Annotated in this window: 10 protein-coding genes and 1 riboswitch; of the genes, 4 read left to right on the forward strand and 6 right to left on the reverse strand. The window is 74.3% G+C overall.

Annotated features, from left to right (window positions below; genetic code table 11):
• Positions 1-42: 42 nt before the first annotated feature.
• A complete protein-coding gene (locus tag ACZ5OX_RS24160) occupies positions 43-1,572 on the reverse strand; it encodes a UDP-N-acetylglucosamine 1-carboxyvinyltransferase (protein ID WP_465632853.1) in 1,530 nt (509 codons plus the stop codon).
• Positions 1,573-1,788: 216 nt separating this feature from the next.
• A complete protein-coding gene (locus ACZ5OX_RS24165; RefSeq protein WP_465632854.1) occupies positions 1,789-3,072 on the reverse strand; it encodes a cobalt-precorrin-5B (C(1))-methyltransferase in 1,284 nt (427 codons plus the stop codon).
• A 359-nt stretch (positions 3,073-3,431) separates the two neighbouring features.
• Between ACZ5OX_RS24165 and ACZ5OX_RS24170 the strand changes: the two genes are divergently transcribed.
• Complete coding sequence (locus tag ACZ5OX_RS24170; protein ID WP_465632856.1) at positions 3,432-5,171, forward strand: TIGR03767 family metallophosphoesterase; 1,740 nt, start codon at positions 3,432-3,434, stop codon at positions 5,169-5,171.
• A 183-nt stretch (positions 5,172-5,354) separates the two neighbouring features.
• Here the strand turns inward: ACZ5OX_RS24170 and ACZ5OX_RS24175 are convergent, their stop codons facing one another.
• Genes ACZ5OX_RS24175 through ACZ5OX_RS24185 form a run of 3 tightly spaced genes read right to left on the reverse strand, consistent with a single transcriptional unit; the run spans position 5,355 to position 8,865 of the window.
• Positions 5,355-6,872, reverse strand: a complete 1,518-nt coding sequence (locus tag ACZ5OX_RS24175) for a precorrin-2 C(20)-methyltransferase (RefSeq protein ID WP_465632858.1) — start codon at positions 6,870-6,872, stop codon at positions 5,355-5,357.
• Positions 6,869-7,495, reverse strand: coding sequence for a precorrin-8X methylmutase (locus ACZ5OX_RS24180; protein ID WP_380692893.1), 627 nt, complete (start codon positions 7,493-7,495; stop codon positions 6,869-6,871). The genes ACZ5OX_RS24175 and ACZ5OX_RS24180 overlap by 4 nt, the downstream gene beginning before the upstream one ends.
• Positions 7,492-8,865: a hypothetical protein gene (locus ACZ5OX_RS24185; RefSeq protein WP_465632859.1), complete on the reverse strand. Its 1,374-nt coding sequence runs from the start codon at positions 8,863-8,865 to the stop codon at positions 7,492-7,494. Before ACZ5OX_RS24185 ends, ACZ5OX_RS24180 begins: the two co-directional genes overlap by 4 nt.
• Before the next feature lie 271 nt (positions 8,866-9,136).
• A riboswitch (cobalamin riboswitch) is annotated at positions 9,137-9,221 on the forward strand.
• 47 nt (positions 9,222-9,268) lie between these two features.
• On the opposite strand from ACZ5OX_RS24185, the gene ACZ5OX_RS24190 reads away from it, so the two are divergent.
• From ACZ5OX_RS24190 to lnt, 3 genes are all read left to right on the forward strand, one after another.
• Complete coding sequence (locus tag ACZ5OX_RS24190) at positions 9,269-9,445, forward strand: hypothetical protein (RefSeq protein WP_465632860.1); 177 nt, start codon at positions 9,269-9,271, stop codon at positions 9,443-9,445.
• Positions 9,442-13,053, forward strand: a complete 3,612-nt coding sequence (gene cobN / locus ACZ5OX_RS24195) for a cobaltochelatase subunit CobN (RefSeq protein ID WP_465632862.1) — start codon at positions 9,442-9,444, stop codon at positions 13,051-13,053. The genes ACZ5OX_RS24190 and cobN overlap by 4 nt, the downstream gene beginning before the upstream one ends.
• Before the next feature lie 307 nt (positions 13,054-13,360).
• Positions 13,361-14,959, forward strand: coding sequence for an apolipoprotein N-acyltransferase (lnt, locus tag ACZ5OX_RS24200; protein WP_465632864.1), 1,599 nt, complete (start codon positions 13,361-13,363; stop codon positions 14,957-14,959).
• On the opposite strand, the gene ACZ5OX_RS24205 is transcribed toward lnt, so the two are convergent.
• Positions 14,935-15,699, reverse strand: coding sequence for a VOC family protein (locus tag ACZ5OX_RS24205; protein ID WP_465632865.1), 765 nt, complete (start codon positions 15,697-15,699; stop codon positions 14,935-14,937). The genes lnt and ACZ5OX_RS24205 overlap by 25 nt on opposite strands.
• Between the last annotated feature and the right edge of the window lie 249 nt (positions 15,700-15,948).

Raw genomic sequence — 15,948 nt, forward strand, 5'->3', positions numbered from 1 at the left:
CCAGTCAGTGGCGCGTCGGCCGGTCAGTGGCGCGTCGGCCGGTCAGATGTCGCGGAAGGTCTCGATCCGGGCGCCGATGGAGTTGAGGCGCTCGGCGAGGTCCTCGTAGCCGCGGTTGATGACGTAGACGTTGCGCAGCACGGAGGTGCCCTGGGCGGCGAGCATGGCAAGCAGGATGACCACGGCGGGGCGCAGGGCCGGCGGGCACACCATCTCGGCGGCGCGCCAGCGGGTGGGGCCCTGGACCAGCACGCGGTGCGGGTCGAGGAGCTTGACGTCGGCGCCGAGGCGGGTCAGCTCGGTCAGGTAGATCGCGCGGTTGTCGTACACCCAGTCGTGGATCATCGTGGTGCCGTGCGCGGCCGCGGCGATGGCGGCGAAGAACGGCACGTTGTCGATGTTGATGCCGGGGAACGGCATCGGGTGGATGGTGTCGATCGGCGCGGTCAGCTTGGAGGGGCGCACGGTGAGGTCGACGAGCCGGGTGCGGCCGTTGTGGGCGCGGTACTCGGGGGTGCGGTCGTAGTCGAGGCCCATGCCCTCCAGGACCGCGAGCTCGATCTCCAGGAACTCGATCGGCACCCGGCGGATGGTCAGCTCGGAGGAGGTGACGACGGCGGCGGCCAGCAGGCTCATCGCCTCCACCGGGTCCTCGGCCGGGGTGTAGTCGACGTCGCAGGTGATCTCCGGGACGCCGTGCACGGTGAGGGTGGTGGTGCCGATGCCCTCGATCCTCACGCCCAGCTTCTCCAGGAAGAAGCAGAGGTCCTGGACCATGTAGTTGGGCGAGGCGTTGCGGATGACGCTGACGCCGTCGTGCCGGGCGGCGGCCAGCAGGGCGTTCTCGGTGACGGTGTCCCCGCGCTCGGTCAGCACGATCGGGCGGTCCTGCGGGGCGCCCGGCTCGACCGAGGCGTGGTAGGCGCCACCGGTGGTGGCGACCTCCAGGCCGAAGCGGCGCAGCGCGGTCAGGTGCGGCTGGACGGTGCGGGTGCCGAGGTCGCAGCCGCCCGCGTACGGGATGGCGAAGCGCTGGGCGCGGTGCATCAGCGGGCCGAGGAACATCAGCACGCTGCGGGTGCGGCGGGCGGCCTCGACGTCCATCGCCGCGAGGTCCAGCTCGGCCGGCGGGGTCAGTTCGAGGTCGCGGCCCTCGTTGATCCAGCGGCTCCTGACGCCGATGCTGGTGAGCACCTCGAGGATGCGGTAGACCTCCTCGATCCGGGCGACGCTGCGGATCGTGGTGCGGCCGGTGGTCAGCAGCGAGGCGCAGAGGATCGCCACGCAGGCGTTCTTGCTGCTGCGGACGTCGATCGCGCCGGAGAGCCGGGTGCCACCGGCGACGCGCAGGTGCATCGGGCCGGAGTAGCCGAGGGAGACGATCTCGCTGTCGAGGGCTTCCCCGATGCGGGCGATCATCTCAAGGCTGACGTTCTGCTTGCCCTGTTCGATGCGGTTGACCGCGCTCTGGCTGGTTCCGAGAGCCTCTCCGAGCTGCGCCTGGGACCAGCCCCGGTGCTGGCGCGCGGTACGGATGAGGGTGCCGATACGGGTGAGGTAGTCGCCTGTCACTCGCCAGACGATATCTCATGGCTGAGATGACGACAGAATCGGGGGTCGGTAAAGCACTCCATTTGTCCGTTTCTCATCCCGTATGGGCGTCAGTTCTTCACATCACCAGGTGATGTTGTCGCATCGTCGTGACACTCGTGACAATGTCACGGCCCCGGCGGCGGTCGCCGTCCCGGGCGGTGCCACGACCCGGGCGGCTGTCGCCGTCCCGCGGCGTCACGGCCCCAGCGGCTCCGCGCGGCCGACGACGGTGCCCGCGCGGTCGATGCAGATGACGTCCACCGCGACCGGCGAGCCCAGCAGCACGCCGAGCGCCGTCGCCCGGGCCGCCTCCGCGACGAGGTCCCCGAGCGGCACCCCGGCGGCGCGGCACAACTGCACCGCCTCCAGGGCGGTGTTGGCACCCGCGACCGCCTCGGCCAGCACCGCGTCCGCCCCGCCGCGGCGGGCCAGTTCGGCCAGGTACCCCTTGTCCACCTGGGAGCGCGCCGAGTGCAGGTCGAGGTGGCCGGCCGCGAGTTTGGACAGCTTGGCGAAGCCGCCCGCGATGGTCAGCCGGGGCACCGGGTGGCGCTTGAGGTACTTGAGCACGGCACCGGCGAAGTCGCCCATGTCCAGCAGCGCGTCCTCGGGCAGCCCGTGCTCGGCGACCGCGACCTTCTCCGAGGTCGAGCCGGTGCAGCCGGCCACGTGGGTACGCCCCGCCGCCCGGGCCACGTCCACCCCGCGACGGATCGAGTCGATCCAGGCCGAGCAGGAGTACGGGACGACCACCCCGGTCGTACCGAGGATGGAGAGGCCGCCGAGGATGCCGAGCCGGGGGTTCCAGGTGGACCTGGCGATCTCCTCGCCGTGGTCGACGGAGATCTCGACCACCACGTCTCCGCTGCCGCCGTGCGCGGCGGCCACCTCGGCGACGGCGTCCCGGATCATCTGTCGGGGCACCGGGTTGATCGCGGGCTCGCCGACGGGCAGTGGCAGGCCGGCCTTGGTGACCGTCCCCACCCCCGGACCGGCCCGGAACACCACGCCGGCACCGGGCTCGCCGGAGCGCACGGTCGAGCGGATCAGCGCGCCGTGGGTGACGTCGGGGTCGTCGCCCGCGTCCTTGACCACCCCGGCCATGGCGGCGAGGCGCTCGCCTCCGGCGGCCGGCCACTGCGCGGCGGTCGGCCCGTCGGCGCCGGCGGGCCCGTCGGCACAGGTCGAGCCGTCCGGCTCCTCGACACCCGTCAGCTTCTCGGCCCCCGTCAGCTCCTCGGCCGTCGTCAGCTCCTCGGCCGCGAGGGCGAAGGCGGGCCGCTGGCCCTTGGGGAGGGTGACGACCACCGCGTCCGGGAACTCCCCGGTGAGCAGCGCGGTGTACGCGGCCTTGGTGGCGGCGGTGGCGCAGGCACCCGTCGTCCAGCCGGGCCGCAGGCCACTGCTCTTCAGCTGGCCGGCCCGGCCGCCCGCTCCGGCTGCTCCGGCCGCTCCGGCCGCTCCGGCCGCGGCTCCCACTCCCGGCTCGGCTCCTGCTGCGGCCACCTGCGCCCCGTTTCCGACAGCGCCCGCGCCGTCCCGCTCCGCTCGGCGGCCACCTCGGACGCCGTCGCCGATTTTCCCCCACCGGGCCGGGCGGGGCCCGACCGGGGGTGGTGGCGGGCCGCGTCGTGCGCGGCGTGGAGGCGCCTCGTGCGGGAGCTGCGCAGGGGCGGCCGCCCCGCGTTCCCGAAGAGTTCTCCGCACGGGCCTCGCCCGCCGCGCCTACCAGTGAGTAATCTGGCGGTCCGCCAGAAGCGGGTTCATGACAGACGTGGGCCCGGCCGGGGTCGACTGCCCCGCCGGGCCATCAGCATGTGGGGGTTTTTGTGGCAGGGATGAGTCGGCGTACGTTCCTCACCGGTACGTCGGTGGCTGCCGCCTGGTCGGCCTTGTCGCTGGGCGGCGCGCAGTTCGCCTCGGCCGCGGCGCGCGACCGGGCACTGGCGACGACGGCCGCGCGGGCGGTCAGGGTCGCCGGGACCACGTTGGAGCAGGTGGCCACGCCGGTCGGCACCGGCGGCTACAAGCGGCTGACGGCCGGGCCCGGCTGGCCGCTGGTGGTGCGCGGCGAGCTGGCGCCGGCGACCACCGGGCGGGACGACCGCCGGACCGGCCTGGCCAGCTTCGTCCAGTTCAGCGACCTGCACCTGGTGGACACCGAGTCCCCGGTGCGCTTCGAGTACCTGGCCAAGTTCAACGGCAGCGCGTACCGGCCGCAGGAGGCCCTGAACGCCCGCGGCGTGTCGGCCCTCGTCGAGCGCGTCAACTCGCTCGCCGGCGGCCCCTACACCGGGATGCCGTTCAGCATGGTGATGGCCACCGGCGACAACACCGACAACCACGAGCTCGCCGAACTCGACTGGTACCTCAAGGTCATGGGCGGCGGCCGGCTCGCCCAGAGCACCGGCGATCTCGGCCGCTACGAAGGTGTCCAGAACTCCGGCAACGCCGCCTACTGGAACCCCGAACTCGCCTACAGCGACGGCTACAAGGCGAAGGGCTTCCCGCAGATACCCGGCTTCCTGTCGGCCGCCGGGCGTCCCTTCGACGCGCCGGGCCTGCGCACGCCCTGGTACACCACGGTCGGCAACCACGACGACAGCATCGAGGGCTCGCTGCCGGACCTCGGGCTGCTGAACGACCTGTACACCGGCCAGTACAAGCTGGAGGGCTGCGACGACGCCACGGCCGCCCAGCTGATGGACTCGCTGCGCCGCGACCCGGCGGGCGCCGTGCTGCTGTTGGCGAAGCTGATCGCCAGCGGCGACCTGGTGCGCAAGGTCACCCCGGACGAGCGCCGCCGGCCGTTCACGCTCAAGGAGTTCGCCAAGGCCCACCTGAACCCGGCGGTCACCGGCGCCGGCCCGTACGGGCACGGCTTCACCTCGGACATGGCGAACAGCGGCAAGCTCTACTACACCTTCCGCATCTCGGAGAAGGTGGTCGGCATCAGCCTGGACACCACCAACCAGGCCGGGTTCGCCGACGGTTCGCTGGGCACCGCGCAACTTCGCTGGCTGGAGCAGCAGTTGCAGGCGCACAGCGGTCACTGGTACGACGCCGACGGGCGCAAGGTGACGGGCGGGAGCACGGACGAGCTGGTCCTCGTCTTCAGCCACCACACCAGCGGCACGATGGGCAACCTGCTGCCGGACCCGCGCAACATCTTCGAGGGGCGGCACGACGGCAACGAGCTGGTGGCGCTGCTCCAGCGCTACCCGAACGTGGTCGCGTGGGTGAACGGGCACACCCACATGAACAAGATCACGCCGCACGGGCACGCGGTGCCGGAGCGGGCGTTCTGGGAGATCAACACCGCCTCGCACATCGACTACCCGCAGCACGGGCGGATCATCGAGATCGCGGACAACGGGGACGGCACGCTCTCGCTGTTCACCACGCTGATCGAGTCCTCCGCACCGTACGGGACGGACTTCGGCAGCACCTCGGACGCCAACCTCGCGGCGCTCTACCGCGAGCTGTCGTACAACGACCCGAACGGCCGCGCGACGGCGCTGCTGGGCACGGGCACGGACCACAACACCGAGCTGCTGATCACCAAGCCGACCCGGTAGCGGGGCCGCGGAGCGGAGAGCGGCGGCCGGAGGACGGCGAACGAATGACAGATGACAGCGAACAGATGATGAAATCTGTTCGCTGTCATCTGTCGTCCGTCACCTGTCAGCTGACATCCGTCATCTGACGTCCGTCGGCTGACATCTGTCATCCGTCATCCGTCGTCCGTCACCCGGCGCCCGCTACTCCTCCGGGTACCGCCGCGGCGTCCAGACGACCTCCACACCGCCGCCCCGCTCGACCGCCCGGGTCTGCGAGGAGCCGATCAGCAGGATGGTCCGCATGTCGACGAGCGCCGGGTCGAGTTCGCCCAGCCGGACGATCCGCACCCGTTCGGTCGGGCCGCCGACGTCGCGGGCCATCACCACCGGGGTCTCCGGCGCCCGGTACTCCAGCAGGAGGTCCCGGGCAAGGCCGACCTGGGTGGTCCGGGACTTCGAGCCCGGGTTGTACAGCGCGAGCACCAGGTCCGCCTCGGCCGCGGCCCGCAGCCGCTTCGCCACCACGTCCCAGGGCTTGAGCCGGTCCGAGAGCGACACCGTCGCGTAGTCGTGCCCCAGGGGGGCGCCGGCCCGGGAGGCGGCGGCGTGGGCTGCGGTCATCCCGGGGAGCACCCGTACCGGGACGTCCCGGTACGCCTCCTCACAGGCGACCTCCAGGACGGCGGTGGCCATCGCGAACACCCCCGGGTCGCCCGAGGAGACCACCGCGACGCGGTGCCCGCGCCGGGCGAGGTCCAGGGCGAATTCGGCGCGCTCCGACTCCACCTTGTTGTCCGAGCCGTGTCGCCGCTGCCCCGGACGCTCCGGCACCCGGTCCAGGTAGGTGGTGTAGCCGACCAGGTCGGTGGCCTCGGACAGCGCTCCGCGCGCCTCGGCGGTCAGCCAGAGCGGTCCGGCGGGCCCGGTGCCGACCACGGTCACGCTGCCGACGCCGTCCGACAGCCGGACCTCCGGCTCCAGCGGCGCGACCTTGCTCGGCAGCACCGCGACCGAGAAGTACGGCACCGTCTCGTCGTCGACCTCGGCGAGCGGGGCGATCCGCTCGCCCGCCATGAAGGCCCGCTCGACGTACTGCGCGTCCGCCAGCCGTCCCGCCCGCTCCAGGGCGCGGCGGACGGTCGGGAAGGTGCGCCCCAGCTTCATGACCACGGCCGAGTCGGCGGCCGCGATCCGCGCTGTCAGCTCCTCCTCGGGCAGCGTGCCGGGGATGACGGTGAGCGTCTCCTCGGCCTCGGTCAGCGGCTGTCCGAGCCGGGCGGCGGCCGCGCTGATCGAGGTCACGCCCGGCACCACCTCGGTCGGGTAGCGGTGCGCGAGCCGCTTGTGCATGTGCTGGTAGGAACCGTAGAAGAGCGGGTCGCCCTCGGCGAGGACCACCACGTCGCGCCCGGCGTCCAGGTGGGCGGCCAGCCGGGCGGCGGCCTCCTCGTAGAACTCGTCCAGCGCGCCCCGGTAGCCGCCCGGGTGGTCGGTGGTCTCGACGGTGAGCGGGTAGACGAGCTTCTCCTCGATCTGCCCACCCGCCAGGTACCGTTCGGCGATCGACCGCGCGATCGACCGGCCGTGCCGGGCGCTGTGGTAGGCCACCACGTCGGCCTTGCCGATGAGTTCGGCGGCGCGGACGGTCACCAGCGACGGGTCGCCCGGGCCGAGCCCGACGCCGTACAGCCGGCCCGTGGCGTTCTGAGGATCCGTCACTCTACTTCGCTCGCAATCGCGTTGATGGCGGCGGCGGCGATCGCGCTGCCGCCGCGCCGGCCGCGGACCACCAGGTGCTCCAGGCCGGAGGGGTGCTCGGCCAGGGCCTGCTTGGACTCGGCGGCGCCGATGAAGCCGACCGGGACGCCGATCACCGCGGCAGGTCGGGGGGCGCCCGCCTCGATCATCTCCAGCAACCGGAACAGCGAGGTCGGCGCGTTGCCGACGGCGACCACCGCGCCCTCCAGCCGGGGCAGCCACAGCTCCATGGCCGCGGCACTGCGGGTGTTGCCCATCGCCCGGGCGAGTTCGGGCACCGACGGGTCGGTGAGGGTGCAGATCACCTCGTTGTCGGCGGGCAGCCGCTTGCGGGTGACACCGCTCGCGACCATGTTGACGTCGCAGAGGATGGGCGCACCGGCGCGCAGCGCGGCGCGCGCGGAGGCGACCACGCCGGGCGAGTACACCAGGTCCTCGACCAGGTCGACCATCCCGCAGGCGTGGATCATCCGCACCGCGACCTGGGAGACGTCCGCCGGGAGGGCGGCCAGGTCGGCCTCCGCACGGATGGTGGCAAAGGACTGGCGGTAGATGGACGCGCCGTCCTTCTCGTACTCGATCACTTCGTGGTCCTCCTGGCCTCGGCGACCGCCTCGGCCATCTCCTCGTTCGTCACGTCGATGCTCGTCACATCGATGCTCGTCGCGCCGACGCTCGTCGCCCGGGGATCCGCCGCGTCGGCGGCGGCGCCGTTCACCGTCACCCGGTAGCCACGCCCCGTCGCCAGCACGTCCACCCACCGCCCGGCCGGATGACCGCAGCGCCGCTCACAGCCCGACCAGTGGACGGGCAGTCGGACGGGCAGTCGGGCGGGCGGCCGGGCGGGCACCGCACCTGCCGGCCCGGCACCGGCACCAGCACCAGCACCGGCGTCCAACGCCCGGGCCGCGTCGGTACGGACGTCGGCCAGCGACTTGGCGCAGCCCGGCAGTCCGGTGCAGGCGGTGGCCCGCTCCCAGGCCGAGCCCGGCTCGGTGCGGAAGCCGGCCTCGGCGAGCGCTGGCAGCCGGTCGGCCGGTGCGCCGGGCAGGACCGCCCCGCGCCAGGGGGTCAGCCGCAGTTCACCGGCCGAGGCGGCGACCAGCGTCCGCCACTGTCCGGCGCTCGCCCGGCCGAAGCGCAGTCCCACCGAGAGTCCGCCGGGCAGCGCGCCGACGGCGGGCGCGGCACCGGCGAAGGCGGGCAGCGGCACCGAGCCGGCCGGCAGCAGTTCGGGGACCTCGCGCAGGTGCCAGGCCTTGCGTCCGTTCGTCCGCAGCGCCGCCAGGAAGGAGCGGGCCGCGTCCAGGACGGCGGTGACCTCCCGCCCGGCCTCGACCGGGTGCCCGTGGTCGTCGCGCCCGAGGCGCAGCAGCCGGGTGCCGTCCGGGCCTGCGATCAATGTCACATCGGCGTCGAGCGCGGCGACGTCGCCGTGCCCGTCGTCCAGCGCGAACAGGAACTTGCCGGAGAGCCCGGCCGCCCAGTCGCTCGCGCACAGGCGCGCGTCCAACTCCCGTACCCAGGCCTGCACATCGGCGTTGCCGCGGCTGCCGGGGGTGCCGTCGGCGGCGTCCAGCCCGGCCGTCGGGGAGGCGACGATGTTGCGGACCCGCTCGTGGGTGTCCGAGGGCAGCAGTCCGACGGCGCGCAGCCGGTCGGCGAGCTCGGACGCGCAGTGCGGGGCCAGGCCGCGCAACTGGACGTTGCCGCGCGAGGTGGTCTCCAGTTCACCGTCGCCGAGGACCTCGGCCGCCTCGGCCAGTGCGAGCGCCTGACGATTCGTCAGAAGACCACCGGGCAGGCGGATCCGGGCGAGGGCGCCGTCGTCGGCCGCATGCAGACGAAGCGCTCCGGGGCAGGCGTCCGCACGCCCCCGGTCGGGCACCTCCCGGTCGGGTCCTGCGGCGCCCGGCGCGGTGGCGTCGGGTGTCGGTGGCATGGCGGCGAGCATACAGATGATCCGATCGCTTGCCTCCGCCTGCTGCATCACACCCGGCCCGCCCCCGGCCCCGAGCCCGCCCTCACCCCGGTCCCGAGCCCGCCCGCATCCCGGCCCCTGCCCGCCCTCACCCCGGCCCCGCCACCGGTCCCGAGGCCCGCCCCGCCACCGGCCTCGCGAACCGGACGTCCGAAAGCTCACTCTCCCCCAGGTCAGCCGTACCCCGTACGATGCTGGCGGACGGTCCCCCGCGGGCCGTCCGAACGCCAGCGACGGCGCAGGGGAGGAAACCGGTGCGAACCCGGTGCGGTCCCGCCACTGTGACCGCGGTTCACCGGTAGCCCGGTGGCCGCGGGAGCCAGGAACTCCTGCCGTCCTCCACCGGCCCGGGGCGCGGACCCCGAGGAAGGCAGAAATGTTCCAGCGCTGTCGCATGCCCGCGCCCGCGTCCTCGGCCGCCACCACGGTCGTTCCGGCCGTCTCCGCGGCCGACCCGGCCGCCGCCACGACCACCCCGGTCGACCGCGCGGCCGACCCGGCCCAGATCCCGGCCACCCCGGCCACCGACGAGGCCGGGAGGGCCTTCTCATGATCCTGCTGCTGTCGACGTCCGACACCGACCTGCTCAGTGCCCGGGCCTCCGAGGGCCCGGTCCGCTACCGGCTCGGCAACCCGGCGCGCCTGACCCCCGAGGACCTGCCCGCGCTGCTGGAGGGCACCGACCTCGTCGTCGTCCGCCTGCTCGGCGGACGCCGCGCCTGGCAGGAGGGCCTGGACTCACTGCTGGCCGGCCCCCGCCCGGTGGTCGTGCTGACGGGCGAACAGGCCCCCGACGCCCAGCTGATGGAGCTGTCCACCGTCCCGGCCGGCATCGCCGCCGAGGCGCACGCCTACCTGGCCCACGGCGGCGCGGCCAACCTGGCCGAGCTGGGCGCCTTCCTCTCCGACACCGTGCTGCTGACCGGCCACGGCTTCGCCCCGCCCGCCTCCGCCCCGGCCTGGGGCCCGCTGGAGCGCGAAGCCCGTACGTCCGAGGGCCCGACGGTGGCGGTGCTCTACTACCGGGCCCACCACATGAGCGGCAACACCGCCTTCGTGGAGACCCTCTGCCGGGCCGTCGAGGACCAGGGCGCCCAGGCCCGGGCCTACTACTGCGCCTCGCTGCGCGGCGCCGAGCCCGAGCTGCTGGCCGCACTCGGCGAGGCGGACGCGATCGTCACCACCGTGCTCGCCGCCGGCGGCACCCGCCCGGCCGACGCCCAGGCCGGCGGGGACGAGGAGGCCTGGGACGCGGGCGCGCTGGCCGCGCTCGACCGCCCGATCCTCCAGGCGCTCTGCCTCACCTGGTCGCGGGCCCAGTGGGAGGGCAGCGACGACGGACTGTCCCCGCTCGACACCGCCACCCAGATCGCGGTGCCGGAGTTCGACGGCCGCCTGATCACCGTCCCGTTCTCCTTCAAGGAGCTGGACGAGGACGGCCTCACCGTCTACGCGGCCGACCCGGAGCGCGCCGCCCGCGTGGCCGGCACCGCCGTCAAGCACGCCAGGCTGCGGCACGTCCCGGCCTCCGAGCGCCGCCTCGCACTGGTGCTGTCCGCGTACCCGACCAAGCACGCCCGGGTCGGCAACGCCGTCGGCCTGGACACCCCGGCCAGCGCGGTACGGCTGCTGGAGCGGCTGCGCGCGGAGGGCATGGACCTCGGGGACGACCTCCCCTCGTTCGAGGACGGCGACGGCGGCCACGAGGGCGACGCGCTGATCCACGCCCTGATCGCGGCCGGCGGCTACGACCAGGACTGGCTCACCGAGGACCAGTTGGCCCGCAACCCGGTGCGCATCCCCGCCGCCGACTACCGCCGCTGGTACGCCACCCTCCCGCAGGGCCTGCGCGACCGGGTCGAGGAGCACTGGGGCCCGGCCCCCGGCGAGCTGTACGTCGACCGCTCGCAGAACCCGGACGGCGACATCGTGCTGGCCGCGATCCGCTCCGGGAACCTGCTCGTGCTGATCCAGCCGCCGCGCGGCTTCGGCGAGAACCCGGTCGCCATCTACCACGACCCCGACCTGCCGCCGAGCCACCACTACCTGGCCGCCTACCGCTGGATCGAGGCCGCCCGGGAGGACGGCGGCTTCGGGGCCCACGCGGTGATCCACCTCGGCAAGCACGGCAACCTGGAATGGCTGCCCGGCAAGACCGCCGCGCTGTCCGCCGAGTGCGGCCCGGACGCCGTCCTCGGCGACCTGCCGCTGGTCTACCCCTTCCTGGTCAACGACCCGGGCGAGGGCACCCAGGCCAAGCGCCGCGCCCACGCCACGCTCGTCGACCACCTCGTCCCGCCGATGGCGCGCGCCGACTCCTACGGCGACATCGCCCGCCTGGAGCAGCTGCTGGACGAGCACTCCAACATCGCCGCGATGGACCCGGCCAAGCTGCCGGCGATCCGCGCCCAGATCTGGACCCTGATCCAGGCCGCCAGGCTCGACCACGACCTCGGCCTGGACGAGCGCCCCGAGGACGACGGCTTCGACGACTTCCTGCTGCACGTCGACGGCTGGCTCTGCGAGGTCAAGGACGCCCAGATCCGCGACGGTCTGCACGTCCTCGGCCAGGCCCCGACCGGCACCGACCGGGTCAACATCGTGCTCGCCATCCTGCGCGCCCGGCAGATCTGGGGCGGCGTCAGCGCCCTGCCCGGCCTGCGCGAGGCGCTCGGGCTGGACGAGGCGGCGCTGACCCTGGGCGCCACCGACGCGGCCGAGGCCGAGGCCCGCGCCCTGGTCGAGGCGATGGAGGCCGAGGACTGGGCGCCCGAGGCGGTGGAGAAGGTCGCCGCCGGGCGGCCCGAGGCCGTGCACCGGGTCCTCGCGTTCGCCGCCACCCAGGTGGTGCCCCGCCTGGCCGCCACCACCGACGAGCTGGACGCCGTGCTGCACGCGCTGCAGGGCGGCTTCGTCCCGGCCGGGCCCTCCGGCTCGCCGCTACGCGGCCTGGTCAACGTGCTGCCGACCGGCCGCAACTTCTACTCCGTCGACCCGAAGGCCGTCCCCAGCAAGCTCGCCTGGGAGACCGGCCAGGCCCTCGCCGCCTCGCTGGTCGAGCGCTACCGCGCGGACAACGACGGCGCCTACCCGCCCTCGGTCGGGCTCTCGCTCTGGGGCACCAGCGCGATGCGCACCGCCGGGGACGACATCGCCGAGGCCTTCGCCCTGCTCGGCGTCCGCCCGGTCTGGGACGACGCCTCGCGCCGGGTCACCGGCCTGGAGCCGATCCCGCCGGCCGAGCTGGGCCGCCCGCGCATCGACGTCACGCTGCGCATCTCCGGCTTCTTCCGGGACGCCTTCCCGCACGTGGTCGCCCTCCTGGACGACGCGGTGCGCCTGGCCGCCGCCCAGGAGGAGCCCGACGAGCAGAACTTCGTCCGCGCCCACGTCCAGGCCGACCTCGCGGTGCACGGCGACGAGCGCAAGGCCACCGTCCGCGTCTTCGGCTCCCGCCCGGGCACGTACGGCGCGGGCCTGCTCCAGCTGATCGACAGCCGGGACTGGCGCACCGACGCCGACCTGGCCGAGGTGTACACGGTCTGGGGCGGCTACGCGTACGGCCGCGGGCTGGACGGGCGCCCGGCGCGCGAGGAGATGGAGACCGCGTACAAGCGGATCACCGTCGCCGCGAAGAACACCGACACCCGCGAGCACGACATCGCCGACTCGGACGACTACTTCCAGTACCACGGCGGCATGGTGGCCACCGTGCGCGCCCTCACCGGCAAGGCACCGACCGCCTACATCGGCGACTCGACCCGCCCGGAGACGGTCCGCACCCGCACCCTGACCGAGGAGGCCGCCCGGGTCTTCCGCGCCCGGGTCGTCAACCCGCGCTGGATCGAGGCGATGCGCCGCCACGGCTACAAGGGCGCCTTCGAGATGGCCGCGACGGTGGACTACCTGTTCGGCTACGACGCCACCACGGGCGTGGTCGCGGACTGGATGTACGAGAAGCTGACCCAGGAGTACGTCCTCGACCCGGTCAACCGGGAGTTCCTGGCGGGCGCCAACCCGTGGGCGCTGCACGGGATCAGCGAGCGGCTGCTGGAGGCGGCGAGCCGCGGGCTGTGGGAGCAGCCGGACCCGGAGCTGATCCAGCAGTTGCAGGCCGCGTTCCTGGAGACCGAGGGGGACCTGGAGGGCGGCGAGGGCTGAGCCCGCACGCGCGCACGCGCGGGCGGGGCGAGGTGGGGCGGGGCGAGGTGGGGTGGGGCCAGGGCTCTCAGTCCTCCGGCCCCGCCCCGGGTTCGCCGCCCCGCCCCGGGTTCGCTGGCCCGCCCCGGTTCGCCAGCCGGTGTGGCGGTGCGTCGGCTGGTGTGGCGGCGCCGGCGGACCCGCTCGTCAGTTCGATCGCGTCCATTGGTACGGCCGAGGCCACTGGTTCCGAACGTCATGTTTCCGTCACCCGTTCGGCTGATCAACGTACTGGTGGTGTACGCCCTTCCAGCGGACAATACGGGTCATGCCGCGTCGCTCCGCTCCCGCCAGCCCGACCCTGAGCACGCCTGCCGCCGAGGAACGGGAGCCCCACGCGCCGCACCGGTACCGCGCGCGGATCGGTGCGCTGGCGGCCGGAGCGGTACCGGTGCTCGCCTTCCCCGCGCCCGGGCAGGCCTGGCTGGCCTGGGTCGCGCTCGTCCCCGGACTGCTGCTGATGCAGCGGGCGCCGTCGGGCCGGGAGGCGGCGGTACGCGGCTGGTGGTTCGGCTCGGGGTTCATCCTGACCGCGATGTACTGGCTGGTCCCGTCCATCGGGCCGGGACTGCCCGTGCTCGCGGTGCTGTTCGGGGCACTCCAGAGCGCCGTCGGGTACACCGTGCACCGGCTGCTGCAGCCGCGGCTGACCGCCCGTCGGGCGGCGCTGGCGCTGCTGGTCGTGCCGGCGGTCTGGGTGACCACCGAGTACGCGCGGTCCTGGCCCGCGCTCGGCGGGCCGTGGGCGCTGCTCGGCGCCACCCAGTGGCAGCACCCGGTGATCCTCGGGCTGGCCTCGGCCGGCGGGATCTGGCTGGTCAGCGCGGCGGTGGCGGCGGTGAACACCGGGGTGCTGATCGCGCTGACCGCGGTGCACCGGCGGCCGCGGGCCCTCGCCGCCGGGTCCGTGGTGCTGGTGCTGGCGTGCGGCCCGCTGCTGTTCGCGCTGCGTGCGGCGCCGGCCGGCGACGGGGCGGTGACCGTGGCGCTGGTCCAGCCCGGCATCGTGGAGGACCCGCAGGCCCGGTTCGAGGCGAGCGCGCGGATCACCGCCGGACTGGTCGGCTGGCCGGTGGACCTGGTCGTGTGGGGCGAGAGCAGCACCGCCGCCGATCTGGACCGCGACCCGGCCGCGCTGGACGCGCTGCGCCGGCTCGCCGCGGCCACCGGCGCCGAGGTCGTCGCCGGGGAGGACGCCCGCAAGGCCGACGGGCCGATCTCCAAGGACGCGGTGCTGGTCTCCCCCACCGGCGTGGTGGACCGCTACCGCAAGATCCGGCTGGTGCCGTTCGGCGAGTACATCCCGCTGCGGCCGATGCTCGGCTGGATCGCCGGGGTCAGCCGGGCCGCGGGCGAGAACCGGGCACCCGGCACGTCCTTCCACCTCCTGGCCGCCACCGACCGGGCGGGTGCGCCACTGCCCGTCGGGGCGCTGATCTGCTTCGAGTCGGCCTTCCCCGACATGGGCCGCACCGCCGCCCGGGACGGCGCCCGGGTGCTGGTCTACCAGTCCTCGACCTCGACCTTCCAGCACACCTGGGCGCCCGAGCAGCACGTCTCGCTGGCGGCGATCAGGGCCGCCGAGACCGGCCGGCCGGCCGTGCAGGCCTCGCTGACCGGGGTCTCGGCCGCCTTCGACGCCCAGGGCCGGGAGCTCGCCCGGCTCGGCACCGACGGCACCGGGGCGCTGACCGTCCGGCTGCCGCTCACCGCGCCCGGGACGCTGACCTGGTACGACCGGGTCGGCGACGTGGTGCCGCTGGGCGCGCTGGCCGTCACGGCGGGGGCGGCCGGGGTGGCGGTGGCCGGGTGGCGTCGCTCGCGCGCCCTGCGGCGTGCCGGTCAGCCCTCGGCGCCGGCGGTGTAGACGCCGAACGCCGCGCCCTGGGGGTCGCGCAGCACGGCGATCCGCCGGCCGCCCGGCGTGCCGGTGGCGGGCATCAGCACGTCCCCGCCGAGCGCCGCCGCCCGGCTGACGGTGTTGTCGACGTCGGCGGCCGCGAAGTACGGCAGCCAGTGCGGGGCCACCTGCGGTGGGAAGCGGTCGTCCATCGTCAGCACGCCGCCGAAGTCCCGGCCGTCCAGCCGCCACTGGGGGTAGCTCTCGGACGGGGCGACGTCCCAGCCGAAGACCGCGGGGTAGAAGGCGAGCGAGCCGGCCGGGTCGCGGGTGCGCAGTTCCGCCCAGCCGAGCGAACCGGGCTCGTTGAACACGCCGGCGCCCTTGAAGGAGCGGCCCTGCCAGAGGATGAACACCGCGCCGGACGGGTCGGCGGCCACCGAGAAGCGGCCGAAGTCGAACGCGTCGGCGGGGTCCTTCAGGATCCGGCCGCCGGACTCCTTGATCCTCGCGGCGGTCGCGTCGGCGTCGGCGACCGCGATGCAGACCGTCCAGGCGATCGGCTGCTGCGGGGCGTAGCGCGGGGTGATGGCGGCGGCCGGGGCGCCCCCGACCAGCATCTGGGTGTAGTCGCCGTCCCCTGGGCGGGCGCTGTGGTCCTCCTGCCAGCCGAAGAGCTCGGTGTAGAAGGCCCGGGCGGCGGGCGGGTCTGAGGTGCCCAGCTCCGTCCAGCAGGGGGCGTTGGTGGTCACGGAGGTCTGCTTCATGACGTCTGTCCTCGCAGCTTGGTCGTTGCTCGGGCCCCCCGGGTCTTCGGCGCCTCGGCCCCCGCACCTCCTGCCCCAGCATGCGGGGCGGGGGCGGAGCTTGGCGGGCGGTGGTGGGCCGAACGGGGTGGGCGGGGCGCGGACGGGGCGGGCGGGGCGGGTGGGGCGTGGCCGTCGGAGCGGGTGGGGCGTGGCCAGGGGGCGGACGAACAGATGACAGCTGACAGATTTCAAAATCTGTCAGCTGTC

This window comes from Kitasatospora sp. NPDC032121 (genome assembly GCF_055580145.1).